The sequence below is a fragment of the Mesorhizobium sp. M00.F.Ca.ET.216.01.1.1 genome (genome assembly GCF_004010325.2).
Classification (GTDB): Bacteria; Pseudomonadota; Alphaproteobacteria; order Rhizobiales; family Rhizobiaceae; genus Mesorhizobium.
In genome coordinates this window covers 90,872-116,156 of record NZ_SADR02000014.1, presented here as the reverse complement: position 1 = coordinate 116,156, position 25,285 = coordinate 90,872, and the positions used below count along the sequence as shown (strand labels likewise).

24 protein-coding genes are annotated in these 25,285 nt (G+C 61.1%); 1 reads left to right on the top strand and 23 read right to left on the bottom strand.

The genetic code is table 11. The features are described 5' to 3' along the window. Positions 1-88 precede the first annotated feature (88 nt). The 11 genes from ubiM to EN859_RS19155 all read right to left on the bottom strand — a co-directional run bounded on the left by ubiM (position 89) and on the right by EN859_RS19155 (position 11,507). Entirely contained in the window at positions 89-1,270 is a 1,182-nt protein-coding gene (ubiM, locus tag EN859_RS19200) for a 5-demethoxyubiquinol-8 5-hydroxylase UbiM (RefSeq protein WP_189350574.1), read from the bottom strand. Next, positions 1,267-1,869, bottom strand: coding sequence for a hypothetical protein (locus EN859_RS38155; RefSeq protein ID WP_189502093.1), 603 nt, complete (start codon positions 1,867-1,869; stop codon positions 1,267-1,269). Before EN859_RS38155 ends, ubiM begins: the two co-directional genes overlap by 4 nt. 360 nt (positions 1,870-2,229) lie before the next feature. Continuing rightward, on the bottom strand, positions 2,230-2,385 hold the full coding sequence (gene ccoS, locus EN859_RS19195; RefSeq protein WP_084831491.1) for a cbb3-type cytochrome oxidase assembly protein CcoS: 156 nt from the start codon (positions 2,383-2,385) through the stop codon (positions 2,230-2,232). Further along, complete coding sequence (locus EN859_RS19190; RefSeq protein WP_091595777.1) at positions 2,382-4,670, bottom strand: cation-translocating P-type ATPase; 2,289 nt, start codon at positions 4,668-4,670, stop codon at positions 2,382-2,384. Before EN859_RS19190 ends, ccoS begins: the two co-directional genes overlap by 4 nt. Continuing rightward, a complete protein-coding gene (locus tag EN859_RS19185; protein WP_091595779.1) occupies positions 4,667-5,164 on the bottom strand; it encodes a FixH family protein in 498 nt (165 codons plus the stop codon). Before EN859_RS19185 ends, EN859_RS19190 begins: the two co-directional genes overlap by 4 nt. Then, positions 5,161-6,720, bottom strand: coding sequence for a cytochrome c oxidase accessory protein CcoG (gene ccoG / locus EN859_RS19180; protein WP_029354962.1), 1,560 nt, complete (start codon positions 6,718-6,720; stop codon positions 5,161-5,163). Before ccoG ends, EN859_RS19185 begins: the two co-directional genes overlap by 4 nt. Before the next feature lie 166 nt (positions 6,721-6,886). After that, positions 6,887-7,750: a cytochrome-c oxidase, cbb3-type subunit III gene (gene ccoP, locus EN859_RS19175; RefSeq protein WP_029354960.1), complete on the bottom strand. Its 864-nt coding sequence runs from the start codon at positions 7,748-7,750 to the stop codon at positions 6,887-6,889. A 2-nt stretch (positions 7,751-7,752) separates the two neighbouring features. Continuing rightward, on the bottom strand, positions 7,753-7,902 hold the full coding sequence (locus EN859_RS19170; RefSeq protein ID WP_024502864.1) for a cbb3-type cytochrome c oxidase subunit 3: 150 nt from the start codon (positions 7,900-7,902) through the stop codon (positions 7,753-7,755). Between the two features lie 11 nt (positions 7,903-7,913). After that, on the bottom strand, positions 7,914-8,645 hold the full coding sequence (ccoO, locus tag EN859_RS19165; RefSeq protein WP_091595781.1) for a cytochrome-c oxidase, cbb3-type subunit II: 732 nt from the start codon (positions 8,643-8,645) through the stop codon (positions 7,914-7,916). Next, positions 8,645-10,264 carry a cytochrome-c oxidase, cbb3-type subunit I gene (ccoN, locus tag EN859_RS19160; protein WP_126089899.1) on the bottom strand — a complete coding sequence of 540 codons (1,620 nt, stop codon included), beginning with the start codon at positions 10,262-10,264 and terminating at the stop codon, positions 8,645-8,647. Before ccoN ends, ccoO begins: the two co-directional genes overlap by 1 nt. A 499-nt stretch (positions 10,265-10,763) precedes the next feature. Then, positions 10,764-11,507, bottom strand: a complete 744-nt coding sequence (locus EN859_RS19155; RefSeq protein ID WP_091595785.1) for a Crp/Fnr family transcriptional regulator — start codon at positions 11,505-11,507, stop codon at positions 10,764-10,766. A 151-nt stretch (positions 11,508-11,658) separates the two neighbouring features. On the opposite strand from EN859_RS19155, the gene hemN reads away from it, so the two are divergent. Further along, positions 11,659-13,008: an oxygen-independent coproporphyrinogen III oxidase gene (hemN, locus tag EN859_RS19150; protein WP_091595897.1), complete on the top strand. Its 1,350-nt coding sequence runs from the start codon at positions 11,659-11,661 to the stop codon at positions 13,006-13,008. A gap of 237 nt (positions 13,009-13,245) precedes the next feature. Here hemN and EN859_RS19145 read toward each other — a convergent pair whose 3' ends face one another. The 12 genes from EN859_RS19145 to EN859_RS19090 form a co-directional block, all read right to left on the bottom strand. Next, the gene (locus EN859_RS19145) at positions 13,246-13,488 is read right to left on the bottom strand and encodes a DUF2274 domain-containing protein (RefSeq protein WP_029354949.1); all 243 of its coding nucleotides are present in this window, start codon (positions 13,486-13,488) and stop codon (positions 13,246-13,248) included. 12 nt (positions 13,489-13,500) lie between these two features. After that, complete coding sequence (locus EN859_RS19140; RefSeq protein WP_091595787.1) at positions 13,501-14,715, bottom strand: TrbI/VirB10 family protein; 1,215 nt, start codon at positions 14,713-14,715, stop codon at positions 13,501-13,503. A gap of 11 nt (positions 14,716-14,726) precedes the next feature. Next, positions 14,727-15,740, bottom strand: coding sequence for a P-type conjugative transfer protein TrbG (trbG, locus tag EN859_RS19135; protein WP_164746653.1), 1,014 nt, complete (start codon positions 15,738-15,740; stop codon positions 14,727-14,729). 1 nt (position 15,741) lies between these two features. Then, the gene (gene trbF, locus EN859_RS19130) at positions 15,742-16,473 is read right to left on the bottom strand and encodes a conjugal transfer protein TrbF (protein WP_095520370.1); all 732 of its coding nucleotides are present in this window, start codon (positions 16,471-16,473) and stop codon (positions 15,742-15,744) included. Further along, the gene (trbL, locus tag EN859_RS19125) at positions 16,474-17,796 is read right to left on the bottom strand and encodes a P-type conjugative transfer protein TrbL (RefSeq protein ID WP_091595791.1); all 1,323 of its coding nucleotides are present in this window, start codon (positions 17,794-17,796) and stop codon (positions 16,474-16,476) included. It abuts the gene before it with no gap. Positions 17,797-17,829: 33 nt separating this feature from the next. Further along, positions 17,830-18,555, bottom strand: a complete 726-nt coding sequence (gene trbJ, locus EN859_RS19120; RefSeq protein WP_091595793.1) for a P-type conjugative transfer protein TrbJ — start codon at positions 18,553-18,555, stop codon at positions 17,830-17,832. Next, the gene (gene trbE, locus EN859_RS19115; RefSeq protein ID WP_029354937.1) at positions 18,552-21,002 is read right to left on the bottom strand and encodes a conjugal transfer protein TrbE; all 2,451 of its coding nucleotides are present in this window, start codon (positions 21,000-21,002) and stop codon (positions 18,552-18,554) included. The genes trbJ and trbE overlap by 4 nt, the downstream gene beginning before the upstream one ends. Then, positions 20,996-21,268 (bottom strand): VirB3 family type IV secretion system protein, encoded by a 273-nt coding sequence (locus EN859_RS19110; RefSeq protein WP_126089901.1) that lies wholly within the window; start codon positions 21,266-21,268, stop codon positions 20,996-20,998. The genes trbE and EN859_RS19110 overlap by 7 nt, the downstream gene beginning before the upstream one ends. Continuing rightward, complete coding sequence (locus EN859_RS19105; protein WP_024502851.1) at positions 21,268-21,576, bottom strand: TrbC/VirB2 family protein; 309 nt, start codon at positions 21,574-21,576, stop codon at positions 21,268-21,270. The genes EN859_RS19110 and EN859_RS19105 overlap by 1 nt, the downstream gene beginning before the upstream one ends. A 12-nt stretch (positions 21,577-21,588) precedes the next feature. After that, positions 21,589-22,557, bottom strand: a complete 969-nt coding sequence (gene trbB / locus EN859_RS19100) for a P-type conjugative transfer ATPase TrbB (protein ID WP_091595797.1) — start codon at positions 22,555-22,557, stop codon at positions 21,589-21,591. Continuing rightward, on the bottom strand, positions 22,554-22,967 hold the full coding sequence (locus EN859_RS19095; RefSeq protein ID WP_029354930.1) for a CopG family transcriptional regulator: 414 nt from the start codon (positions 22,965-22,967) through the stop codon (positions 22,554-22,556). Before EN859_RS19095 ends, trbB begins: the two co-directional genes overlap by 4 nt. Positions 22,968-23,083: 116 nt before the next feature. Continuing rightward, positions 23,084-25,114 (bottom strand): conjugal transfer protein TraG, encoded by a 2,031-nt coding sequence (locus tag EN859_RS19090; protein WP_091595898.1) that lies wholly within the window; start codon positions 25,112-25,114, stop codon positions 23,084-23,086. Positions 25,115-25,285 lie beyond the last annotated feature (171 nt).

The window sequence follows — 25,285 nt, the reverse complement described above, 5'->3', positions numbered from 1 at the left end:
GTCGGGAGCAGGATTACTCCGGCGCATGATGCACTCTCTCCCATCGCTCGCCCAGCACATCGCGCAAAATGCAACTGCTGGTGCAGTATCACCGCTGGAGCTCCGCCGAAATCCCATGCCGGACAAGGGGAACATGTTGGGCAAAGCGAAGCCCCAGATGCCTTGCAAGCCGTGCCGCCAGGTGGTCTCTGGAGTAGAGTCCAACCAGTATGTTCGTTGCATGGTAGAGCGGCGCCGCCGACAGGCGCAGCCGCCTTTCGTATATGTGCAGCATGTCGGGGTCGCCAACATTGCGGCCGTCGCGGCACGCAGTCATGATTCCACGGGCGAGTTGCTTCTGGCTGCTGAGACCGATGTTGAATCCGTGAGCGGTCACCGGGTGCATGCCGATGGCAGCGTCGCCGATGAGTGCGGCGCTCGGGGCCCGGAATTTGTGCGCCCAGGTCGTGACCAGCGGATAGGTATGGCGCTTGCTTGCCAAGGTCATTTTTCCAAGGCGCCCTCGACACAGTTTCGTCAACTCCGACAGGAACAAATCGTCATCGAAGGCAAGCAGTCTATAGGCCTCGTTTGAGCGCAATGTGAGCAGCAGCGACGACACGCCCTCCGCGAGGGGCAATATCGCTATCGTCTGATGGTGATCGAACCATTCGATGGCGATCTGGTGGTGGGCGCGCTCGTGCCTCACTCGGCAAATCAGCATCGAGTGGCCAAGCCGGTTGATATCGGCGCCGATGCCCAGCAGATCACGCGTGGCGGACAAACGCGAATCCGCGGCAACAACAAGCCGAGCAGTTAAACGCGCGCCATTAGAGAGCGTTACGACTGCTCCTTCTTGGCTGTTTGTTGCATCGACGACCGAGTGGCCGCACAACAGCCGGGCGCGATCCTGCAAGCGGACGATTTTGAACAGCGCCTCGCGGATCCGGCAATTTGGAACCAAAACCCCCAGCGGTTCTCCAGAGTTGCTGGGAGGATCGAAACGAAGAGCGAATGCGCTCGAGCCGTTGAGCACGCGCGCGCCTTGAATTGCTGATTTGTCCGAAGCCGGGATGACATCCCAGGCGCCGAGCTCGCGAAGGGTTCTGATCGAAGCGTTGGTCAGCGCGATTTCGCGACCATCGAAAGCCGGATTCGCCAGACTATCGAATGTGTTCTGTTCAACAACTGCCACCTTGAGTTCGCTTTGGGCAAGCGACGCAGCGAACGAAAGGCCGACCGGCCCGGCTCCAACGACAACGATGTCAAAATTGTCGTCAGAGCCCATCAGCGTGCCGCCATCCCGTCGGCTATCCTCGTGTAACGGTGGAACTGAGCCGACTGACATCCGCTGAGCTCCGTGCCCGCCGCCAACGCGTATGATGCTCCGCAGCACATTGACATCACGAGGATCTTCGGCGCTGGATCCGAGCCTTGGAACATTTCTACGAAGTCAGCCCAAAGAAGGCTACCTCGCCCACTGGACGAAGCGATCCCGTCTCCATTGCCGTGCCCAGCGATGTGAAGCACGTCGCACTTCGCCTTGTTCGCTTGGACTACAGCCTCACGAAAATGCTTTCGGTCCAAAGCAATGTGGAGCTCCGCGCGGATGTTGACAGTCTTTAGCATCTTCTGTGTGATCGGTCCGTCCGCCCTGTCGGCGAAGTAGTCATTCGCGTTGTGGCAGTCGATGATGTGAACGGCGCTCATGGGATTCTGCCTATTATTATCGTCGTGACGAGTGGATACCACGTGCGGAACACCGTGATCTGCGCTGAGTTTCGGTGACCGCATTGCTGCAAGGCGCAGGGCCGGAAATTGGCATGGATCGGCAATGAAGCATGCAACCCCATCAGAGGTGGACGCGTCTGGCCGCGATACATAAGTCATGCATTCTCCTTCGAAGACTGGCCTATAAAGCACCACTGATGCGAATATGACCCTGATCTGGATCAGCCAGGGCACGATCAACCGGCACTGGTAGTTCACGCTCGGGTGATCGATCGCGACGCTCTGTTACCCGTGCGCACAGTGCGAAGCTCGTCCGGCCGCGCGAGGTACTCTCGCGGCATCAGCCGCCTCATACTGGGTGCATGGGAAGGCAGTCCTTCGCACGACAGTGGATTTTCACAAATCAATGTAGTGCCCAGCTTAGGTCAAGCTGGTCATGGAGGATGGACAGCTTGTTCCCGACCGAGCCGGCTCGACTGACGAGCGGGATCCGCGCATCTTATGCACAGCGGATTGAAATCAGCGTCCCGGTTTGTCGTCCCGATCAATTAGTATCCGCTCGGCGGCTCCGTCGAGATCTTCGTATTGACCGCTTCGCAATGCCCAGACGAAGCCGGACAGGCCCAGTGCACCCAGAAAAAGGGCCACTGGTATGAGATAGAGCAAGGTCGTCACGAGGATTGTGCCGAATAGCCGACTGCGGAGCGTCTGACTTTTTGAATAACTTGCACCGTCGCATTCGCCATGAAGCCGTGCAAGCGCAATGCGTTTCCAATAACAAGCAGCGATGAGGCAGACATGGCAATCGCCGCTATCAAAGGCGTGACGTGCCCGAGGATGGCGATTGGTACTGCCACCGCATTGTAGACGATTGCGATTGCGATGTTCTGCCGGATCAGGTTTCCTGCCTTGCGCGAGACGCCCAGGGCGAGCGGCACCGCCAGGAGGCTTTCGCGCAGGAAGACGAAGTCTGCCGCGTTGCGGCCAATGTCGACGGCGGTGGCCGGTGCGATCGAGACATGCGCCGCGCTCAGGGCCGGCGTATCGTTGAGGCCGTCGCCAACCATCAGAACCTTGTGCCCAACTTTCGCGAGGGTTTCGATGCGTTCGAGCTTGCCCGATGGCAGCAGGCACGGAACGAAGTCGTCGATATCCAGCAGCTTTGCCACTTCGGCGCAGGCTGCGGCGGTATCGCCCGACAGCATTTGCATCGACACCCCGGCATCGTTCAATCGCTTGATCGCCGCCGCCGCGTCGGCGCGCAGCGCATTCTCGAAATCGAAGGTCGCGACAATGAACCCGTCTTTTGTCAGGGCCGTTCCACCATAGCCATGTTTGCCTTCACCTCCGGTCCGGGCCTTCCATCCAGCCCATCCGCGTCGACCCAGCCGCCAGGTGCTTCCGGCGACAGTGGCTTCGATCCCGAACCCCGGATGCTCTGTGACGGCATCGAATTTGTGTTGCCCGCCAGGAGCGGCAAAGCCGGTCATGGCCTTTGAAAACGGGTGACGCGAATGCGCGGCCATGTCGGCGGCGATTGCCAGCATGCCCGGATCAATCGAGTCCGCATTGACCAGCCGGGGCTGGCCGAGCGTGAGCGTGCCGGTCTTGTCGAACACGGCAGTATCGATCGCCGCGAGGCGCTCCATGGCCGAACCGTCCTTGACCATGATACCGCTCTCGAAAAGCCGCCGCGCCGCGACCACTTGGACGATCGGCACGGCGAGGCCGAGCGCGCAGGGGCATGTGATGATGAGAACAGCGATGGCGATCGTCATCGCCCGGTGCCAGTCGCCGGTCGCCGCCATCCAGCCCAGGAATGTCACGAAGGCGGTGAGATGAACCAGGGGCGCGTAGAGTGCCGACACGCGATCAGCGATGCGGCGATAGTGCGCGCGACCGCCCTCGGCGGATTCCATCAGCCGAACCATCTCCGCCAGGAACGAATCCTTTGCGGCGGCTGTCGCCTGGATCGTCAGCGGGCCGGTAAGATTGAGCACGCCGGCCTGTACTGCTTCGCCCGGCGCCACGTTTTTCGGCGTGCTTTCGCCTGAGGCCAGCGAGCAGTCGAGATCCGACGTTCCCTGGATGATCTTGCCGTCGACGGGGATCCTCTCACCGGCCGCGATCAACAACCGCATGCCTGGTTCGATCTCGCCGACCGGCAGATAGTCGCGCGCGCCGTCGCCGCGCATCACCATTGCGCCACGCGCGGCCATCTGAGACAGGCCCTTCACGGCAGTCCGGGCACGCTCCCGCATCACATGATCCAGCGTGCGCCCGATCAAAAGGAAGAACAGCAGCGATACCGACGCGTCGAAATAGGCGTGGTCGCCATGATTGATCGTCTCATAGAGGCTCATGGCATAGGCGAGCGAAACACCGACCGCGATGGGCACGTCCATATTCATGCGACCATGGCGCAAAGCATTCCAGGCCGAACGGAAGAAGATTCCGCCGGCGAAGGCGAGGGCAGGAATGGCGATCAGCGCCGAGACCCAGTGAAACAGGTCGCGGGTAGCACCTTCGGCGCCGGACCAGACAGAGACCGAAAGCAGCATGATGTTCCCCGCCGCAAAGCCGGCAACAGCGACAGCGCGGATCAGTTCGGCAAGCGTCTTGTCCTTGTCATCGACCTCGGGTGTGAACAGATGCGCCTCGTAGCCCAGCCTGCCAAGCGCGGCGACGAAGGGTGGCACCTCGTCTCCTCGCCACCGGACCGCGACCCGCTTCGTCGACAGGTTGACGCGCGCGCTTTCGACGTGATCGAGCTTTCCAAGTGCCGCCTCGATCGTCTGGATACAGGCGGCGCAATGAACCGTCGGCACTGAAAGATCGGTCTGCCGAAGATCATCGCCAAGCGATCGGCTCGCCAACCTGATCTCCTGGCTGGATGGCAGGACCGACGTGGCGCCGTTCAGATCCAGCGCCATTTCAGCGCCCGGTGCACAACAGCTCATTGCAGCGCTCCATGAGAAATCATAATCCTGCGGACGTCGCGATAGGGTCGTGTCAGGCCGGCATCGGTGTCGACTTCGACGATCCAGACGCCGTCCTTCGGCATATGCTGGGCGGCGAACTCCTGGCCGGAGGCGAGGGCGAGCGTGACGGACTTGTCCTCTTTCTCGTAGGCGGGATGACGAAACAGCACCTTGACGCCGTGCAGAGGAACCGGCTTGCCTGCAGCGTCGGAGAGGCTGTAGCGGACTTCGCCCCATGCGATGGTCAGCTTGCCGGTCCAACCGAGCGCTGCTTGAGCGCGGCCGGCCTCGGCCTCCTTGTTGAATTGCTGGCTGGCCACATAGGTGTTCTCGACGACGAGGCCGGTCCAACTCGTATTGGCGAGCGTGGCCATGGTCAGGTTGACCGCGATGACCACCCCGAAGAAGGTGAGAATGATGGCCAGCATGTGCCTGCCGGTGAATTCGCGAGGCTTTTGGGCATTGGCGGTCATTTGGCGGCCTCTGGCGCGTTGAATGTGGCGGCGTACTCGTTCGACTCGAAGCTCGCCTTATCCTCGACACGGAACTTGAAGGTCTGTGCCGGGGCGTGGATCTGGTCCGCCGGTTGGCGAACGAAGACCTTCAACGTTTTCAGGCGGTCGGGTTCGACCGGGATGGCGAAAGACCGGCCGGCCGGGATGTCGTCGCCGACGACGACCATGTCGGCACCCTCCAGACCCTGCATGGTGACGACGATTGTCCTTGGCTCAGGGATCATGTTGAGCAGCTTGACGCTATAGCCATTGCGGATGGAGCCATCGGATAGTGTGACGAATTGCGGATTGCGGTCATGCAGCACGTTCAGTTCGAGCCGATCGCGCGTCAGCAGCGAATAGAGCAGGCCCAGCCCGATCAGCGACCACAAGCCCATGTAGACGTAGGTGCGCGGCCGGAAGATCTTGCGAATGTGAAAATGCGCCACCTGATCGGAGAAGGTGCCGACAGCAGTCCTGACCAGCGACGGATTGATTGAACTGGAGCCGCCTGCGGTCGCCAGCATCATGTTGGCGTTGTAGTCGGAGAGCGTCGCGTAGGAGATCAGCCCGCGCTCCTTGCCGAGCTTGTCCATGACGCCGTCGCAGGCGTCGATACACAGCGCGCAGGTAATGCATTCGAGCTGCTGGCCGTCGCGAATGTCGATTCCCATTGGGCAGACCGCGACGCAGGCATTGCAGTCGACGCAGTCGCCGACGGACTGCCCCGAGGCTTGCACCTTCTTGGCGTGGCGCGATCGCGGCTCGCCGCGCCAGTCATTGTAGGTGACGGTGAGCGAATTCTCATCGAGCATGGCTGCCTGGATGCGCGGCCATGGGCACATATAGGTGCAGACCTGTTCGCGCATCAGGCCGCCGAAGGTGTAGGTCGTCGCCGTCAGCACGGCGATGGTGATGTAGGCGACAGGTGCGGCGGTACCGGTGAAAAGCTCGCCCACAAGTGTTGGTGCATCAGCGAAATAGAAAATCCAGGCGCCACCGGTCGCCGCCCCTATGACAAGCCAGATGGCGTGTTTCGAGACCCGCAGCATCAGCTTGCGGGCGGTCCAGGGGCCGGCATCGAGTTTCATGCGGGCGTTGCGGTCCCCCTCAATCGCACGCTCGACGACAAGGAACAGATCGACCCACACGGTCTGCGGACATGCATAGCCGCACCAGGCACGGCCGACAGCAGAGGTAATCAGGAAAAGTCCAACACCGGCCATGACCAGGAGGCCGGCCACATAGAAGAATTCCTGCGGCCAGATCTCGATGAAGAAAAAGTAGAAGCGCCGATTGGTGAGATCGAGCAGCACGGCCTGGTCCGGGGCAAATGGGCCACGATCCCAATGCAGCCACGCAGTCAGGTAATAGATGCCAAGTGTGATCGTCATCACCAGCCATTTGAAGCGGCGAAAGTTGCCCGAGGCGCGCTTCGGAAAGATCTTTTGACGCGCGGCATAAAGGGGCTTGCGGGTTTTGGCGGCATTGACAGTTTCTGTTTCGAGCCGTGTCAACTGCGTCTTGTCACGCACGTGCAACTCCACTTTCCCAGCCAATGTCAGGGGCACCTGTCGAAAAGCCTCGCGGTAGGACAGCCTTGCCGGGTTGTGCAGATCGCATTAGGAATGGTGTCGAGGCCCGGCTCGCGCCGGGCCTCGTCCGCTTGGCAGGGGTGACCGAAGAATAGGGCTTCCATTCCTATTCTCCGCCGCCAAGCGAATGGACATAAACTGCAAGTTCCTTGACCTTGATCTCGCCGAGACGGCCAACCCAGGCCGGCATGACGCCCTGCTTTGGCGCACGAACCTGGGCGGCGATGGCCGTCTCGCCGGACCCGTAAAGCCAGATCGCGTCAGTCAGGTCGGGGGCGCCGAATTCCCTGTTGCCTTTTGCATTGTCGCCGTGACAAGCGACGCAGTTCTCGGCAAAGACCTTGGCGCCGGGTTGGATCAGACTTGCATCGCGGACCTTGCCGGAAAGGCTGGCCACGTAGGCGCTGACTTGTGCGATCTGGTCGGCGGTGATGATGTCGCCGAAGGCCGGCATTTCTGACAGTCGCGTGTCCGGATCGGAAGCAAAGCGGAGGCCGTGCGTGATCGTCTGCTTGATCTGGTCGGGGCTGCCGCCCCAGAGCCAGTCATCGTCATTCAGGTTGGGAAAGCCCTTCGACCCCTGAGCGCCGGAGCCGTGGCATTGCGTACAGTTGACCTTGAACGCGGCAGCCCCGGCAGCGACCGCGAATTCGCGCAAGGCATCGTCGGTCAAGATCTCCGAGACGCTCTTTGCCTGGATGGCTGCAACATACTTGCCCTTGGCGGCCTCGGCCGCGGCAAGGTCGTTCTTGACGTCCTTACGGCTTGAATAGCCGAGCATGCCCTTGGTTGCCGAGGTCAGCATCGGCCATGCCGGGTATGCGGTCGTATAGACGAGCGCCCACGCTATGGTGACGTAGAAGGTAATCACCCACCATCGCGGCAGAGGATTGTTGAGCTCCCTGATGCCGTCCCATTCATGGCCGGTGGTTGAGACGCCGGAGACCTCATCGATGTGCTCGTCGCTCATGATCACTCGTCCTCGAGCGGAATGCGGGCAGCTTCGTCGGCCAGCCTTCGGCTGCCGGGGCGTAGGGCAAAGGCGATGCACCCGACGAAGAACAGCGCCATCGCAACCAGGCCCCAGCTGTCGGCAAACGCCCGCATCAAATTGTAGGTCATCAGCGTTCTCCTCAGCGGTAGCCGGCGGCTTCGTCGTAATTTTTGAAGTCGACCAGTGTGCCAAGCATCTGCAGGTAGGCGAGCAGGGCATCCATTTCGGTGACCTGTTGCGGGTTGCCGTCGAAGTCGCCGATCTTGACTTTGGGGTAACGCGCCTCAAGGCCTGATGTGTCGGCATTGGGATCGGCCTGCGCCGCCAGATCCGCATTGGCGTGCGCGATCATGTCATCGGTGTAAGGGACGGCTACACGCCTGTTGGCGACCAGATGCGTCGAGAAATCCTTCACGTCGATCGGCGTGTCTTTCAGGAACCCATAGCTCGGCATGATCGATTCCGGCACCACCGAGCGCGGGTCGGTAAGATGCGCGACATGCCATGCATTCGAGTAGCGGTCGCCAACTCTGGCGAGATCCGGCCCGGTGCGCTTCGATCCCCACTGGAAGGGGTGATCGTACATGGACTCGGCAGCCAGGCTGTAGTGGCCATAGCGCTCAACTTCGTCGCGGAACGGCCTGATCATCTGGCTATGGCAGAGAAAGCAGCCCTCGCGCATATAGATGTTGCGCCCGACAAGTTCGAGCGGCGAATAGGGGCGCATGCCTTCCACCTTCTCGATCGTATTGTCGAGATAGAAGAGAGGCGCTATCTCGACGATACCGCCGACCGTCACCACGAGCAGCGAGCCAACGAGAAGAAGCGTGGCGTTCTTCTCGATGATTGCGTGTTTGTCCATCAAGCCCATTACCTGGCTCCTGATCGCGCAGGTCGGATGGCGACGGGGCTCGGCATCGGCTCCTCCTCGCGCTGGTGGCCGAGGATGGTCATGGTGATGTTCCAGGCCATGATAAGGGCGCCGGAGAGGTACATGGCCCCACCGATGGCGCGCATGACGTAGTATGGGTGCATGGCAGCGACGGTTTCGGCGAAGGAATAGACCAGGAAGCCCTGCTGGTCGTATTCACGCCACATCAGGCCCTGCATGATGCCTGACACCCACATGACCGAGGCGTAGACGACGATCCCGAGTGTCGCCAGCCAGAAGTGCCAAGTGACGAGCCGCAGCGAGTAGAGCCGGTGACGGTTCCAGAGCTTCGGCACCATGTAGTAGATTGCGCCGAACGAGATCATGCCAACCCAGCCGAGCGCGCCCGAATGGACGTGGCCGATGGTCCAGTCGGTATAATGCGACAGCGAATTGACCGCCCTGATCGCCATGATCGGGCCTTCGAAGGTCGACATGCCATAGAAGGCGACGGCCATCACCATCATGCGGATGATCGGATCGGTGCGCAGCTTGTCCCAGGCGCCGGACAGCGTCATCAGGCCGTTGATCATGCCGCCCCAGGACGGCATCCACAGCATGATCGAGAACGCCATGCCGAGCGTCTGCGCCCAATCTGGCAAGGCGGTGTAGTGCAGGTGATGCGGGCCAGCCCAGATGTAGAGAAAGATGATCGCCCAGAAATGGACGATCGACAGCCGGTACGAATAGACTGGCCGGTTCGCCTGCTTGGGCACGAAATAATACATCATGCCAAGGAAGCCGGCGGTGAGAAAGAAGCCGACCGCGTTGTGGCCGTACCACCATTGGGTCAGCGCGTCCTGGACCCCGGAAAAGGCGGAGTAGCTCTTGGAGCCCAGGAACGAGACTGGCATCGACAGGTTGTTGACCACATGCAGCATCGCGATGGTCACGATGAACGACAGGTAGAACCAGTTGGCGACGTAGATATGCGGTTCCTTGCGCTTCAGGATCGTGCCAAGGAACAGAAAGAGGTAGGCGACCCAGACGATGGTCAGCCAGACATCCACATACCATTCGGGTTCGGCGTACTCGCGGCCCTCGGTGATGCCGAGCAGATAGCCGGTCGCGGCCATGACGATGAACAGCTGGTAGCCCCAGAAGACGAACCAGGCGAGATCACCGCCGAAGAGGCGGGCGCGGCAGGTGCGCTGCACGACATACAGAGACGTGCAAAGCAGCGCGTTGCCACCGAAGGCGAAGACGACACCGGATGTATGCAGCGGCCGCAAACGGCCGAAATTGAACCAGGGCTGGATGTTGAGATCGGGATAGGCGAGCTGAAGCGCGATCACCACGCCGACCAGCATCCCGACGACACCCCAGAACACGGTGGCGATCGCGCCGTAGCGGATCGGACCATCCATGTAAGCGGATGGGTCAATCGGAGCTGCTGGCTTGAACTCCGTGTTGCGCAACAGGATCGCAGTGAAACCAGCCACTGCGAAGAACAACACCCACATATGTCGGCGGAAAGGTTCATCCACGCCGAAGCCGGCGGCCACCAGGGCCGCAAAAGCGAACACGCTTAGAAGGACGATCTCTGTGCCGAATTTCATTGCAGATCCCGATCTCGAATCTGGTGGATGCCAAATCCGCAGCGCACTAATTGCGCAGCCGCCGCCCCCTCGCCCTGATCTATGTCAGGCCGCACGATTTTGTGTCGGCGGCGCAATCAGCAGGTGGCGAATGAACGAGGAACGCAGCGCGGGCTCACCCCCTCATGGAAGGCGTTCCCTGGGTTGGGCGGGCGCAGACGCGATCGATTGAGGCGAAAGCTGAGGCTCTGCGACGCGTTGGATGCTATTGCCGATGCCCTGCCAAACGTTGTTCGGATCCCATTGGAAACGAACGCGATCGTTCGGCCGAGCCGTGGCAGCTTAAGGACCGTGCTTCGCCGGTATGTGCCGAAACACACCTGGCGATTGGTCGTCGTCCCTATCAAAGCCCGAAAGCTGTCTGTCTCGACCGTGACGCCGCTTCTTCGAAGGCGCGGCGACATCGCATTAGAAGGCAAGCACGGCCCGCCCCGGAGCCATGCGACATGGGCCTCGCCGCTTAGGGCCGCTCGCGTCCGCCGCCACAGCGCTTCTCCAGACGGCTTATGCTGTCCACCGTCACATGGCGTGCGTTCTCAATCCGAATCACCCCGTCAGCCCGCAATCGCGTCAGTTGGCGGCTCACGGTTTCGTTGGTAATTCCAAGGAAATCAGAGATTTCGGCACGCGTCAGCGGCAGATCGAAGGACGCTGACCTGGAAGCCGCGTCGAGACTGGAATCGATATTCCGGGCCATCATGAGGAGAAAACTCGCCACCTTTTCCGGAGCTGTCTTGCGCCCCAGCGTCACCATCCACTCGCGCGCCTCATCGAGTTCATTCAGCGTCTGTTTGAGCAGGCGATGCTCGAATTCCCGTGACGCCTTCATCATCCGTTCGACGGCCGCTCGCGGAAACGAGCACAGCGTGACTGCTGTTGCCGCTTCCGCATTGATCGAGCTTTCCACCTTGAAAGGACGTCCCAGAAAATTCGGTGCAAACTGGAGACCGACGATCTGCTGGCGCCCATCCGACAGGCTCTTTGATAGCTTTACCACGCCTGAAAGCACGTTCGAGTAGCTGTCGACGTTCTGTGCCTCGCCGGTCAACTCCATTCCTGACTCGATCCGGCGACGCGAGCAAGTCTTGGCGAGCCCAACCAAATTGTCTGGATCGAGCGCACCGCAGACACCGCGACGCCGTGCCTCGCAAGGGAGGCAAAGAACAGGAATGCCGGAAGTATGAATGTCTTGCCGAAAGGTCATGCGTTCGCTTTACCCGATCCTAACTGCCGGCAGGATACCCATCCAGGGTAGAGAAGTCCTGCGGCGGTTTGTCCATGCGCGCGGCTGATCGAGATCAGGGTCTGCTTCAGCGATGCGTGCAGTGTTCGGCGGGCAACACGGTGAACGCGAGATGCAATCGGAAATAGCTGTCAAACTCAGCGAGAACGTCCCACGCTACACAAGCTATCCGACGGCGCCGCATTTCCATTCCGGGGTCGATGCTGCCATTTACCGTGGCTGGTTGGAGGCGCTGGAAAGTGGCGACGAAATCTCGCTGTATTTGCACATTCCTTACTGCGACAAGCTCTGCTGGTTCTGCGCCTGTCACACCAAGCAGACGCACCAATATGAGCCGGTGGCCGCTTATCTGCGCTCGCTGAATGCCGAAATCGTCACGATTGCCGGTCTGGTGAGCGGCAAGGCACATGTCCGTGCAATCCACTTCGGTGGCGGTTCGCCAACGATGCTGAGGCCCGATGACATGGTTGCTCTTGGAGCGGCCTTGCGGGACAGCTTCGACCTTCTCCCGGATGCTACGGTCAGCATCGAAATCGGAACCAACGACATGGACAAGGCGCGCCTTGATGCGCTTGCTCAAATCGGCGTAACGCGGGCGAGCCTCGGCGTGCAGGATTTCGATCCGCAAGTGCAAAAAGCAATTAATCGTGAGCAAAGTTTTTTGCAGACCAAGGCAGTCGTCGACGGGGTTCGTTCGCGGGGCGTTGAATCGGTCAATCTGGACCTGCTCTACGGGCTCCCGAATCAGACACGCGAGACGATCTGTTCCACGGTGGCGCAGGCACTGACCTTGGAACCAGACCGGATGGCTCTGTTCGGCTACGCACATGTGCCCTGGTTCAAGAAGCATCAGACGATGATCGACGAGGCATGGCTGCCGAGTCCCACCGAGCGTTTCGCCCAATCTCAACTCGCGGCGCGGGCAATTGTCGCCAAGGGATATGAGGCAATAGGACTCGATCATTTCGCGAAGCCCGACGATGCGCTGGCCATAGCGGCCCGCGCAGGGGTTTTGCATCGCAATTTTCAGGGCTACACCGAGGATCGCTGCCCGACACTGATCGGACTTGGCCCTTCGTCCATCGGTCGTTTTCGCCAAGGCTACGTGCAGAACATGGCTTCGACTGCCGGGTACGGGCGCATGGTTGCGGATGGCGGGTTGGCTGCCGTCCGGGGCGTTGCCCTTTCCGACGACGATCGCGTCCGTGGCTGGATAATCGAGCGGCTGATGTGTGATTTTGCCTTCTCGGCAGTCGATCTGGTGGAGCGGTTCGGCAAAGCCGGCGAGAAGCTCCTTCATCGCTCGAGGTCCATCGCCCTCCACGATCCTGCCCGAGCGCTTGAATTCGATGGCGACAGTTTCGTCGTACGGGCTGAAAGTCGCCCCTTCGTTCGAACCATCGCGGCCAAGTTCGATACATATTTCAAAGGGGGAACGGCGAGGCACTCGGTGGCGGTCTGAGCAAAGCACAGTGCGCTCGCCGTTTGGTCGATCGCGAACCAGCTGCGTTTCATTTTGACCGCTCATTAGGCGACTACCGCATCCAATCGAAAATGCAAACTTAGGCTGTTGCGCGGTATTTCCTTCCACATCCTCTCTTACGCATACCTGCATTCCAAGGTGTTTGATCCTATGCTTCGCGAGGAGCAGGTAGGCCGCGACAGCTAGGCAATGTTCCAGCTGCCTCTAGCGGAGGAGTCACGATTTTTCGGCAAGCTCCGTCGGCAGACCTTCTTTTCGGGCCTTGGCAAAGGCTCGGTCGCCTTCCAGAAACGCCGCCAGCATGAAAGGGATGAGTTCTGCCACGGTTTCAGACTGACGATAGGTCTGACGGTAAAGTGCAGCATACTCCTTGAGTGTTTGGCCCAGCTCCGCGCTGACGGTAATGGTGATCTTCGAAGCTGTTCGGTCTGGAAGCTTTCCAAGTTTCAGGTCAGCCATGGTAACTCCTGCTCAACTCGCGTATGGCCGCAGCACGATGTCCTTGTGCACGATGACGCGCAGTGGCCAACCTGGGCGGACGATGATGGTGGGCTGGATATTGAGGTTTTTTTCGGTGATGCGCTGGCCGGCTCGACTGGCGTTCTGCTGGGCTGATTCCCGGATCGCCTTGACCAGATCGCTCTCGTTTTCGCCGAGGCTGAATTCCGTGCCGACACCGAGCAATGTGGCAAGCGCCACCCCCTTGATCAGCTGCCAGGTGTGGAAATCGACTTTGTCTTCCAGCCCTGCGTAGCCGGCGGTGTCGCTCGCGGGCAGATTGTCGATTTCGACCGACGAGCCGTCGGGCAGCAGAATGCGCTGCCAGACCAGCAGCGCTCGCTTTTGCCCGAACGCGACGACGCTGTCGTAGACGCCGATAAGACGTGAGCCCTGCGGAATCAGCAATATGTTGCCCGTGACCGTGTCGTGCACATTCTCGGTGACTTGCGCGACGACAAGGCCCGGCAAATCGGAATTGATGCCGGTGATCAGGCTGGCGGCAATCACGCTGCCAGCCATCAGTTGATACGGCGAGATCGGCGTCTGCAGCGCATGCGGATTGTAGATCCCGCCAGTGCTCCGCTGGCTGAGGAAATCAAGCTTTCGCTGCTGATTGTTCTGGTCGCCTTCCGCCGGCGCCACCGAGGCTGACGCGCGTGCTGCTTCGGATTGGGGAAGTGCCTCAAATGGATGCTGAGCAGTTTGCACGCTCTCACCGACATCTGTCTGTTGAGCTCGATTTTCGACGCGGAAAAGCACCTGCGATTCACGCGCTTCGATCGCCTGCTGCGCTAGACGCTGCTCCTCGGCCGAGATGTCTTGACCCGGCACGATGCCGAGCTGGCGCTGCCGCTCGAGGATGGGGCGACCGAGGTCGCCCGGCAAAGGTGGCCCAAGGACGGGAGGCTTCGGCTTCATGCCGGAATAGTCATGGGGAAGCGTATCGAGTCCCTCGACGGTTGGTTTGCGCTCAGTGCTGTAGGGATCTTCCGCCTGATCCCTGATGCGAAGGGCCGGCCCCTGGAGCGCCATCATGGCAACGCCGAACACAGCGCCGGATCCGAGCGCTGCGATCGCGATGATCACACCGCGCCTGAACCGCACCACGCGGCGGGGAGAGGCCCGAAGCTGCAGTTCCTCGGGATCCAGTTTCGGCGGGATGCCAGAGCGGGAATTTTCGATCATGAGCCCTCACCTCACCGGCTGGAACGCGAAAAGAGCGAGATCCGCCGTAGCGGTTGCCTGTCGTCAATCCTGCTGATGCGGATCACCTGCTGCTGCTTGGTGCCGAGGCGAAGTTCGGCCGCGGCGAAGAGCCGATCGACGATGTAATAGTTGCCGCGCACGCGATAGTTGACGAGCTCGCTGCTCCCATCTGCGCCGACGATGAAGAGTGGTGGCGCCTCGCCCTGATCTATGCGACGAGGGAACTCAATATAGACCTTGCTGCCGTCGTCGAAGGCTCGCGTCGGTCTCCAGGGCGGTGTGTCGCCACTGATCGAGTAGCGAAAGCGAAGGTTTTCGAGCGCGATATTCGACGCGACCGGTGTAACTGCCTCGGCTTGAGCATTGCGCTGGCGAAGCGCGATGATCTGGTCTTGGCTGTAGGTCCAGGAGATTGCCGCCATTGCTGTCTTCTCGGTGCTTTGAAGCTGCAAATGATAGGTCCGCCGGTCCGTCGTAATGACGACATTGGTGGCAAGACCCGGCGCGAAGGGTTTCACCAGAACATGGGTGCGCTGATTGTCACCGGTGCCGCTTGCGGTATCGCCTATGACCCAGCGCACGGTGTCGCCAGCCGACACGGCGGTTAGTTTCTCGCCCGGCTGCAGAGCGATGTCGGTCACGCGCTCCGGCGCGGCATAGAGCTGATAAAGCGCGCCATCGGTGAAGGGGTAGACTTGCACGGCATTAACATACCCGTACTTGGTGGGTTGCTGGGTCGCGGCTTTGTTGGCATCAGCGACGCGTTCTTCAGGGGGGCGCTTGTCCTCGGCCTTGCCGGACTCGGGCTGCAATTGGCCAGGCAGCGGCAGTGGTTTTGGCACCTCGACAATTCTAATCGGCCTCTCCGGCGCCTTCTCGATCGCGGCCGGTTTGAAGTCAGCAGCGTCATAGGAAATCTCAGGCGGCGGCACCTTCTTCGATGCACAAGCGGAAACGACCGCTGCCGACACCGATAGGATCAGCACGGCACGAATCGGTGACATTTTATCTTTCATTGGTGGACTCCGTCGGAGAAAGGGGGGGTGGGACGGCGCTGTCGAGCTCGCGTGACCAGTCAATGGCGTTGATGAAGACGCCGAGCGGATTCTTGCGCAGCTGATCCGTATTGCTTGGCGAGCGGATCACGATCGTGAGGATCGCAGTCCAGCGCATCGTGCTGGCAAGGCTTCCGCGCTCAAACACCTGCTCGGTCCATTTGACCTGGAATGAACTTTCGGAGGCCCTGACCACGCTGGTGACCTGTACCGAGACACTGCGCGTTCCGATCTGACCGAAGGGGTCGTTCGCCTTGGCGTATTCGTTGAGGAAGAGCGCTGCGCGATCGCTAGCAAAGTCGTAAGCTGCGAACCAGTTCTGCCGTACCAAAACCGGATCGGTGGAAACGGAACGGACATTCTGGATGAAGCGGCCGAGATGCCAGGCGATCTGAGCATCCGAGGGCTCATAATTCCGGATTGCCGGCGCGACGGCGCGCGTCTCGCCGAAGCCATCGACCTCGACGACGTAAGGCACGACACGGCTTTGCATCGACTGCCATACGAGTCCGCCGGAAAGTCCGGTCGCCAAGGCCAGGCACCCAAGGGCCATGAGCCGCCAGTTCCTGGCCTGCAGTCGAGATGAGCCGATGCGCTCGTCCCACAGCTGGGCGGCTTTTTGATACGGCGTGACCGGTTCGGGTGTTTTGCCGTAACGGTGCACGGGTCGCTTGAAGAGCATCTAGTCATCCTTGTCGTTGAGAGAGGGGTTGGCGCTGCCTCCCGGCCGGTCTCCGTCTCGGACAGCTTGCATGGCAGCGTGGCGATGTGCACGGGCGGTCTGTTCAGAACGTAGGCGCCTTGCCCACGTCGGCGCCGAAACAGTGGCCGAACCGGCAGAGCGCTCGGTCATTGACGCGGTCGGCGTGCCGCCGGTCGCGGTCCACGCGGCATCGCGCCCGGCATCGGCGTTGCGCCCAACACTTGCAGTGGCGGATCGCGCTACGCGTATAGCGGCGCCGCCAGCGGCACTGGTTACACCATGCATTCCAGCAGCCACACCGGAGAGGCCAACGTCGGGCGAGGTTGCGCGCCCGATCTGCCAGGACGTGGAAGCAGCCGATCCCATTGTTGTGCCGGCGCGGATGGCGGCGAGACCGCCGCTGGTTGCCATACGCGCGCCAGAAAATGCCGTGCCTCCAGCAACGAGTGATACACCCGCTGCCGCCGCGGTCGTGCCGAGGGCGGCGCCCGCGCCAAGCTGCGGTGCGCCTGAGACAAGACCCGACGCGATCCCCGGCCCAAAAATGCCAAGGCCAAGCAGTGCCAGTGCGCCCAGTACCTGGGACATGGCAGCGGCCAGATCCGGCTCCTTGCCTTGCAATGCGGAAGCGAACTCCCCGAAGAGCGTGGAGCCGATGCCGACAATGACGGCGAGCACCATCACCTTGATGCCTGACGAGATAACATGGCCGAGCACGCGTTCGGCCAGGAACGCTGAACGGTTCCAAAGTGCGAATGGAACCAAAACAAAACCTGCCAGCGTGGTGAGCTTGAACTCAAGGATGGTGATGAAAAGCTGGATGGAAAGGATGAAGAAGGCGATGATGACCAGGAACCAGGCCATCAGCAGCACGAAGATGGTCAGTGCGTTGCCGAAGATTTCCGGGAAGCCCAGGAGCTGACTGGCTTGGTCAAGCATTGGCCAAGCACCTTCGAAACCGGTCGCGGCAATGCGGCCCGGGCGCAGGAGATTGTCTGCCGACAGATTGCCGGCCGACGCATTAATCCCGAGACCGGCAAAAGAACGATAAATGATATCGGCGAGGTTCTTGAAATTGTTCAGGATGAAGGCGAAGACGCCAACATAGAGCACCTTGCGGACAAGCCGGCCGAGAACGCTGGTCTCCTCGCCGAGCGCCCACGCCAGGCCGGCAAGTGTGATGTCAATGCCGATCAGAATGGTAGTGAGGAAGGCGACGTCGCCCGAGAGCAGACCGAACCCGCTGTCGATGTAGCGGATGAAGGTCTCCATGAAGCGATCGATGACGCCAAGGTCGTTCATGCCGCTGCCTTCCTCGTCGTGATGAACTCGTGATTAATTGCCGGGATAAGCCGAGCCGGTACCCAAGAATCGCTTCGTCATCTCGCGGGCGGCTTCCTCTGACTGGGCCTTGCGGGCGGCATCCTCGGCCTCAGCTCGAAACTGCGTTGCGAGCAGCGTCTGGATCTGCATCTGCTGCTTTGTCGAAAGCGCTATCAGCTGGTTGGTGGCCTGGCTTGCCTGAAGCGCACCGGCCGCCCCTTGGCTGCGGTTGACGAGATCGGCGAGCAGATCGCCGTCGGCGCGGACGTTCTCGACGATTTGCGACTGGACCCCCATGGTCTGGCGGAACGCCTGCATGGCGCTTTGCCAACGCTCGCGCGCAGCACTCGCCACATCGCTGACCTTGATCGTGGCGTCGTAGCTTTCCGGATATTGGCTGCGCCACTGGTCTTGAAGCTTGCCCAGATCAAAGCTGAGGCCACTCGCCTGGTCCATCAAGCCGTCGATGCGATGGAGCGAACCGGTGAGTTGGCCAACGGAAGAGAAATCCAGACGCTGAAGATTGCGCGCCATGTTCTGCAGCATGGTCGCCTGATTCTGCAGCGACTGGATCTGGTTGTTGATCTGCTCCAGGGCGCGCGCGGCCGTCAGCACGTTCTGCGCATAATTGGACGGATCGAACACGATAAGGGCGTAGGCGGGCTGCACATAGTCGGCCATAGGCTTGGCGATCAGGGAAACGGTGATCAGGCCGGAGAGAAGGCGTCGCCGCATCATGCTAATTGCTCCTTGTCTGGTTGAGGGAATTGCTTGAGAAGTTCGCCGGCCCAATCGAGGCCGCGCGCGATCAGGAACTGCGAGGCAAAGCTGCCTTGCCCGTCTTCGGACAGGATCCTGTCGATCAGAGTCTGCGTGGCCGGATCGGAAGCACCGCAAAGCGCAAGAGCGATGGGGCCAAGCCCGAGCTCGAACAGACGGTTGCCGCGGCGCGATTGCAGATAATACTGACGCTTCGGCGTGGCGCGGGCGATCAATTCGATCTGCCGCTCGCTTAAACCGAAGCGTTCGTAGGCTGTGCGCGCCTGGGGTTCCACGGCACGATCATTGGGAAGGAAAATGCGCTGCGGGCAGCTTTCGATGATTGCCGGCGCTATGGCAGAGCCCGCGATATCAGCCAGCGACTGCGTAGCGAAGACAACCGACACGTTCTTCTTTCGCAGCACCTTCAGCCATTCGCGGATGCGGGCGGCGAACAGCGGATTGTCGAGATAGACCCACGCCTCGTCGAGCATGATCAGCGTGGGCCGTCCGTCGAACCGTTCCTCAAGTCGCTGGAACAGATAGGTAAGCACCGGCAGCAAAGCGCCTTGGCTGTGCATCAGCTCCTCGGTCTCGAAACACTGCACATCCGACAAGGCCAGCCCATCATGATCGGCATCGAGCAGGCGGCCGAAGGGACCGTCGAGCGTGTAGGGCATCAATGCGGACTTCAGCGCATTGGATTGAAGCAGGACCGAAAGGCCGGTCAGTGTGCGTTCCTGCGCCGGCGCGGTGGCAAGGCTGGCCAGCGCTGACCAGATAGCCTCCTTCACCTCCGGCGTGACGGTGACGTTCTCGTGGGCAATAAGGCTGGCGATCCATTCGGCCGCCCAGCTTCGGCTAGCCTGGTCGTTGATGCTGCGCAGTGGCTGAAAGGCAAGGGAACCGTCCGCTCCTAGCGCGTGGTGTTCTCCACCCATGGCAAGTGTTGCAGCACGGGCCGAATTGCCTTTGTCGAAGACATAAACCTGGGCGCCGGCATAGCGCCTGAACTGCAGAGCAATCAGAGCAAGCAGAACCGACTTGCCGGCGCCGGTCGGACCAACAGCCAGCATGTGGCCGACATCTTCGACGTGGGTGGAAAGCCGAAACGGTGTCGACCCGCTGGTCTCGGCAACGAGAAGCGGTGGCGCTTCGGTTTGGGTGACTTTCGCGAGATACTCGTTTGTCGCAGGACCGGCCCAAACCGACGACAGCGGCATGAGATGGGCAAGGTTCAAAGTATGAACGAGCGGTTGGCGAACGTTAGCGTAGACATGGCCAGGCAATGAGCCGAGCCAAGCCTCGACCGCATTGACGCCTTCTCGGATCGTGGTGAAACCGATCCCATTGATGATGCGCTCGACCGCGCGAAGCTTCTCTGCAGCGGCTTGGCGATCCTCGCCCCACACCGTCACGGTCGTGGTGAGATAGCCGAAGCTCACATGATCGCCGCCCAATGCCTGAAGGGCTTCGTCGGCATCGAGCGCCTTGTTGTCGGCATCGCTGTCGACAAGCGGGACCGGCTCGTTGGTAATGACCTCGCGTAGGATTGCCACGATCGATTTGCGCTTGGCAAACCACTGCCGGCGCAACCGCGTCAGCGTCTTCGTGGCTTCCGTTTTCTCGAGCGGAATGAAGCGCGTCATCCAGCGATAGGCGAAATCCTGATGATTGAGGGCATCGAGAATCCCGGGCCGGGTGAGGTTCGGAAAGCCGAGGATGGTCAGTGTGCGAAGATGCTGCTCACCCAGCATCGGCTCCAGGCCACCGGCAAGCGGCGCATCGACCAGGATGGCATCCAGATATATCGGCGTTTCCGGGACCATGATAGGATGGCGTCGAGGCGAAATCGTGCCGTGGAGATAGGTCAACGTCTGAGCATCATCGAGGACGCGTACTTCGGGCATGAAGCCCGAGAAGAGATCGAGCACGCGGTTGGTCTCGTCACGGAACCTCGCCAGATCCTGGCGCCAGTCTCTTTCTCCTTGGGAATAATGAGAGTCGACGAGCGCGCTTTCCGCGCGCGCCTGGGCGTCGGGCGGTGGCATAAACACTAAGGTCACATGATAGCGGCTCTCGTAGTGCGCTACCTTCCCCTCGAAAGCAGCGCGGCGTTCTTCGTCGACCAGCCACGACGCGGCGTCAGGAAAATGCGAGTTCGGATAGCCCAGCGCTTCTATGCGCTCGGCCTCAAAGAACAATGCCCAGCCAGAGCCAAGGCGTCTGAGAGCATTGTTCGCCCGGCCGCAAATGCCGACGAGTTCAGCCTCCGTCGCACTTTCGAGATCCGGGCCGCGGAACCGCAACGTCCGCTGAAAGCTGCCGTCCTTGTTGAGCACGATGCCGGGCGCCACCAAGGCAGCCCAGGGTAGATGGTCGGCAAGCCGGTCGGCTTTGCTTCGATATTCCGAAAGGTTCAGCATGCAAGCCACCCCTTCAGACGAAGGTGGCGCACAAGCACGCTGGCGAAGTCCGGATCGCGTCTTGCGGCAAAGACCGCTAACGAGTGGCCCGCGATCCAAAGCACCAGACCAGCAATCCATTGCTGCAAGCCGAAGCCAAGGGCCGCGGCCACTGTACCGTTGAGGATCGCCACCGCGCGCGGAGCCCCGCCGAGCAGGATCGGCTCGGTCAGCGCCCGGTGGACCGGTACTGCGAAGCCCTCGATATGCTGCTCCCCGGCGGCCATCAGACGAGCGCCCCACCACCGAAGGAGAAGAAGGAGAGGAAGAAGCTCGATGCCGCGAAGGCGATCGACAGACCGAAGACGATCTGAATCAGGCGCCGAAAACCACCGGCGGTGTCGCCGAAGGCAAGCGTCAGGCCGGTGGTGATAATGATGATCACCGCAACGATCTTGGCGACCGGTCCCTGCACCGACTCCAGGATCTGCTGCAGCGGCTGCTCCCACGGCATGCCGGAGCCGGCCGCATAAACGGGGGCCGTGATAAGAAACGCGAGCGCTGTGGACGAAAGAAAGCGAAGCTTCTTGCGCATGAGGAAGGCCTTTCAAAGCTGCTGGAGTTGCGAAAGCGTGAGCGGGGCAACGGCGTAATCGCCGCTGCCGTCGAGACCGGTGACCTCGGCGATTGCGTCGATGTGGCGCGACGAGCCGCGGCCGGCGATGAAGACGAGCAGGTCGACGGCATCGGCGATGAGGCGGCGGGGAACGGTGACGACTGCTTCCTGTGCGAGCTGCTCGATACGGTAGAGTGCGGAGCGCGCCGAATTGGCGTGAACCGTGGCGATGCCGCCGGGGTGCCCGGTGTTCCATGCCTTCAGCATGTCGAGTGCTTCCGCACCTCTTACTTCGCCGACGATGATGCGGTCGGGCCTGAGCCGCAGCGTTGAGCGCACGAGATCGGCAAGGGTGACCGAGCCCCGCCTCGTTCTCAGGGCAACGCAGTCCCTGGCCGCGCACTGCAGTTCGCGCGTGTCCTCGATGAGGATCACCCGCTCGTCGCATTCTGCGACCTCCGCCAGCAGCGCATTGGCAAGGGTTGTCTTGCCCGAAGACGTGCCGCCGGCGACCAGGATGTTGCGCCGCTCGCGGACTGCCCTCTTGAGCACATCGACCTGCAGCGGCAGCATGATCCGGTCCGCGACATAGTCGGCCAGCGTGTAGAGCTTTGCCGCTGGTTTACGGATGGCAAAGCATGGCGCGAGCACGACCGGCGGCAGCAGACCCTCGAAGCGCTCGCCCGACGGCAGTTCGGCACTGACAATCGGATTGTCCGCGTGCGCCTCGACCCGCACATGGGAGGCGACCAGGCGGATGATGCGTTCCGCCTCGGACGGGTGCAGATGCACGCCCGTATTGACTCGGCCCTCGCCCAGCCGGTCGAGCCGCAGCGCACCGTCGGGATTGACCATCACCTCGATGACGGACGGATCGGCAAGGGCTTCGGTGATTGCCGGACCCAGGGCGGTGCGCAGCATGACACGCCGCCGGTGGTCGGCCTCGGGATGAGAGCTCATCCTTCCCCTCCCCCACCATTGTCTTTGCTAAGCGACCTTTTGCCGGAAGCGATCTGGCGGCCGACCTGCTCAACGAATTTGTCAAAACGCTCCTGGGCAATCGCCTGGGTCGCCCTGTCCGGCACAGGCGTGTGGGCATGAAGCGTGATCGAAAAGCGGATGAAGAGCGCCAGACTCTCCAGGATCACCTCGGCATCGCGCCTGACGTGGGCAAGGTCGCGGGAGAGCCGGTCAAGCCTTACGCCGTAGCGCCGATCGAACTCGTTCTCGCCACGCCGCTCGATGAACGCCTCGACCGCCTTCGCCACGATCGCTGATTTGGTCGTTGACGGATCGCGACTGAGGTTGTCCAGTTTCTCGCTGAGCTCCGGCTCAAGCAGAAACTGATGGCGAATGCGGTGGGGCTTCATGCGGCTCGTTCCGACGGCCCGGCGTTGCGCCGGCGACGGGAGAAGGATCGGCCAGACGCTCAAAATTGCTTATGGCCGTTATCTACGCTGAGATGCGCTCTGCAACTCAGCGGACTTCAGAAGCCGGGAATGACATCCTTGTCGTCGCCCCTGCCCTCGTTGATACCGTAGGCGCGGGCCGCAGTGGAAATCCGATCCATGACACGCTTGTCCGCGAGCGCTTCGCTGTCATCGTCTGCGGGCTTCAACAGATCGGCCTGATCGGGCTCTTGAGAGACAACAACGTCTTCTACGGGCAGGCTTGGATGGCGTTGCTGCTGAACGCCTCCCTCGTCTTCAACTGGCGCGTCGGCGCTTTCGTCGTCCGCAGCAAGTCGGCTATCGACGCTGCACACTTGTCCAGTCCAGCCGTCCGGGCGTGATGCAGGGCAGTCCGCATAGGGACCGTCGCGCAGCACCGGCGCAGGCAGCACCCGGTCTGTGAAATTCTGATCCTGATAATAGCGCAGCTTCTTGGCGCGGATCGGCGGCAACCCAGAAACCAGGACCAATTCGTCTGACGGCGGCAATTGCATCACCTCGCCTGGCGTCAGGAGCGGGCGCGCGGTTTCCTGGCGGCTCACCATGACATGCGAAAGCCAGGGCGCAAGCCGATGGCCCGCATAGTTGCGCATCGACCTAAGTTCGGTTGCGGTGCCGAGGGCATCCGAGATGCGCTTGGCCGTGCGTTCGTCATTGGAGGAAAAGGCAATTCGCACGTGGCAATTGTCGAGAATAGCATTGTTCTCGCCATAGGCCTTTGAAACCTGGTTCAAAGATTGTGCGATCAGATAGGAGCGAATGCCATAACCTGCCATGAAGGCGAGCGCCGTCTCGAAGAAGTCGAGGCGACCGAGCGCCGGAAACTCGTCCAGCATCATGAGCAGTTGATGCTTACGGCTCTTCTTCGGGTCCCCCTCCAGGCGCTCCGTCAACCGCCTGCCGATCTGGTTCAAGATCAGTCGCACCAAAGGCTTGGTGCGCGAGATATCCGAAGGCGGCACGACCAGATAGAGCGACAGCGGTCGCTCTCCATCCACTAGGTCAGCGATGCGCCAGTCGCAGGACGAAGTGGCCGTCGCGACCGTTGGATCACGATAAAGCCCGAGAAAGGACATGGCGGTCGAGAGGACGCCTGAGCGCTCGTTCTCCGACTTGTTCAGGAGTTCGCGAGCCGCCGAGGCCACTACGGGATGGACCTGAGGGTTATGCCCCGTCCCGAGATGGTTTGTCGTCATCATCCGCTGTAGCGTTGCGGCAAACGAGCGTTGCGGGTCCGACAGGAAGGTGGCGACGCGGGCCAGCGTCTTTTCCTCTTCAGCGTAGAGCACGTGCAAAATGGCGCCAACTAGGAGTGAATGGCTGGTCTTCTCCCAGTGGTTCCGTCGCTCCAGCGCGCCCTCGGGATCGACGAGGATGTCGGCGATGTTTTGAACGTCTCGGATCTCATCTGGGCCTTTGCGTACCTCCAGCAGCGGGTTGTAGCGTGCCGATCTCGGGTCGGTCGGATTGAACAGAAGGCAGTACGAGAATTTCGACCGCCAGCCGGAGGTCAACTGCCAATTTTCGCCTTTTATATCATGAATGATGGCAGACCCGGTCCAGGAAAGTAGCGTTGGAACAACCAGCCCCACGCCCTTGCCCGAACGCGTCGGCGCAAATGCCATGACGTGCTCCGGGCCGTCATGGCGCAGATAGCGATCGTTCAGCCTACCGAGGAAAACGCCCGCCGGCCGTAACAACCCTGCCGTCTCGACCTCATGAGTCGTGGCCCACCGTGAAGACCCATAGGTCGTAACCGACCCGCGCTGTCGCGCGCGCAAAAGCGAGCCAGCGATTGCGGCGGCACAGCCCAGGAATCCGCTGGCGCCTGCAAGCGTACCGGCTTTGTCGAAGACCTCCGGCGCATAAGCATCGAAGTGGAACCACCATTCAAACAGCTTCCACGGCTTGTAGATTGGCCAGCCGGCGAAGAGAAACCATGGTGCGCCGAGAGGCGTCTGGTAGGTCAGCATTTGAGCGCACCATTGGGTTGCCGTCCATACGCCGATAATGACAATTGCGCACACAACGGCGATCTGCCCGATCAGTAGCTTCGTAGGTGTCATCGGCTTGGCCCGCTGAACAACGCGACCTAGCATCGCGCGGCGCAGCCGGGACAGGAATGTTCCTCACATACGATTTGGGAGCAATGAACGACTTCCTACGTATCAGGTCGGTCAGCACGCGTGTTGCGCCTTCACGCGACACCATCCGCCACTCCATCCTTTCCATTCACC

Bases quoted from the DNA above. Each gene is read 5' to 3' on its own strand.
- EN859_RS19090 (WP_091595898.1), bottom strand. From the start codon at position 25,114: ATGACACCTACGAAGCTACTGATCGGGCAGATCGCCGTTGTGTGCGCA.
- trbL (WP_091595791.1), bottom strand. From the start codon at position 17,796: ATGAACGACCTTGGCGTCATCGATCGCTTCATGGAGACCTTCATCCGC.
- hemN (WP_091595897.1), top strand. From the start codon at position 11,659: ATGCAATCGGAAATAGCTGTCAAACTCAGCGAGAACGTCCCACGCTAC.
- ccoN (WP_126089899.1), bottom strand. From the start codon at position 10,264: ATGAAATTCGGCACAGAGATCGTCCTTCTAAGCGTGTTCGCTTTTGCG.
- EN859_RS19110 (WP_126089901.1), bottom strand. From the start codon at position 21,268: ATGGCCGCCGGGGAGCAGCATATCGAGGGCTTCGCAGTACCGGTCCAC.
- ccoO (WP_091595781.1), bottom strand. From the start codon at position 8,645: ATGGGCTTGATGGACAAACACGCAATCATCGAGAAGAACGCCACGCTT.
- trbG (WP_164746653.1), bottom strand. From the start codon at position 15,740: ATGTCACCGATTCGTGCCGTGCTGATCCTATCGGTGTCGGCAGCGGTC.
- EN859_RS38155 (WP_189502093.1), bottom strand. From the start codon at position 1,869: ATGACTTATGTATCGCGGCCAGACGCGTCCACCTCTGATGGGGTTGCA.
- trbE (WP_029354937.1), bottom strand. From the start codon at position 21,002: ATGCTGAACCTTTCGGAATATCGAAGCAAAGCCGACCGGCTTGCCGAC.
- EN859_RS19190 (WP_091595777.1), bottom strand. From the start codon at position 4,670: ATGAGCTGTTGTGCACCGGGCGCTGAAATGGCGCTGGATCTGAACGGC.
- EN859_RS19155 (WP_091595785.1), bottom strand. From the start codon at position 11,507: ATGACCTTTCGGCAAGACATTCATACTTCCGGCATTCCTGTTCTTTGC.
- EN859_RS19185 (WP_091595779.1), bottom strand. From the start codon at position 5,164: ATGACCGCCAATGCCCAAAAGCCTCGCGAATTCACCGGCAGGCACATG.
- trbB (WP_091595797.1), bottom strand. From the start codon at position 22,557: ATGAGCTCTCATCCCGAGGCCGACCACCGGCGGCGTGTCATGCTGCGC.
- EN859_RS19095 (WP_029354930.1), bottom strand. From the start codon at position 22,967: ATGAAGCCCCACCGCATTCGCCATCAGTTTCTGCTTGAGCCGGAGCTC.
- trbJ (WP_091595793.1), bottom strand. From the start codon at position 18,555: ATGATGCGGCGACGCCTTCTCTCCGGCCTGATCACCGTTTCCCTGATC.
- EN859_RS19105 (WP_024502851.1), bottom strand. From the start codon at position 21,576: ATGCGCAAGAAGCTTCGCTTTCTTTCGTCCACAGCGCTCGCGTTTCTT.
- EN859_RS19145 (WP_029354949.1), bottom strand. From the start codon at position 13,488: ATGGCTGACCTGAAACTTGGAAAGCTTCCAGACCGAACAGCTTCGAAG.
- EN859_RS19170 (WP_024502864.1), bottom strand. From the start codon at position 7,902: ATGACCTACAATTTGATGCGGGCGTTTGCCGACAGCTGGGGCCTGGTT.
- trbF (WP_095520370.1), bottom strand. From the start codon at position 16,473: ATGCTCTTCAAGCGACCCGTGCACCGTTACGGCAAAACACCCGAACCG.
- EN859_RS19140 (WP_091595787.1), bottom strand. From the start codon at position 14,715: ATGATCGAAAATTCCCGCTCTGGCATCCCGCCGAAACTGGATCCCGAG.
- ccoP (WP_029354960.1), bottom strand. From the start codon at position 7,750: ATGAGCGACGAGCACATCGATGAGGTCTCCGGCGTCTCAACCACCGGC.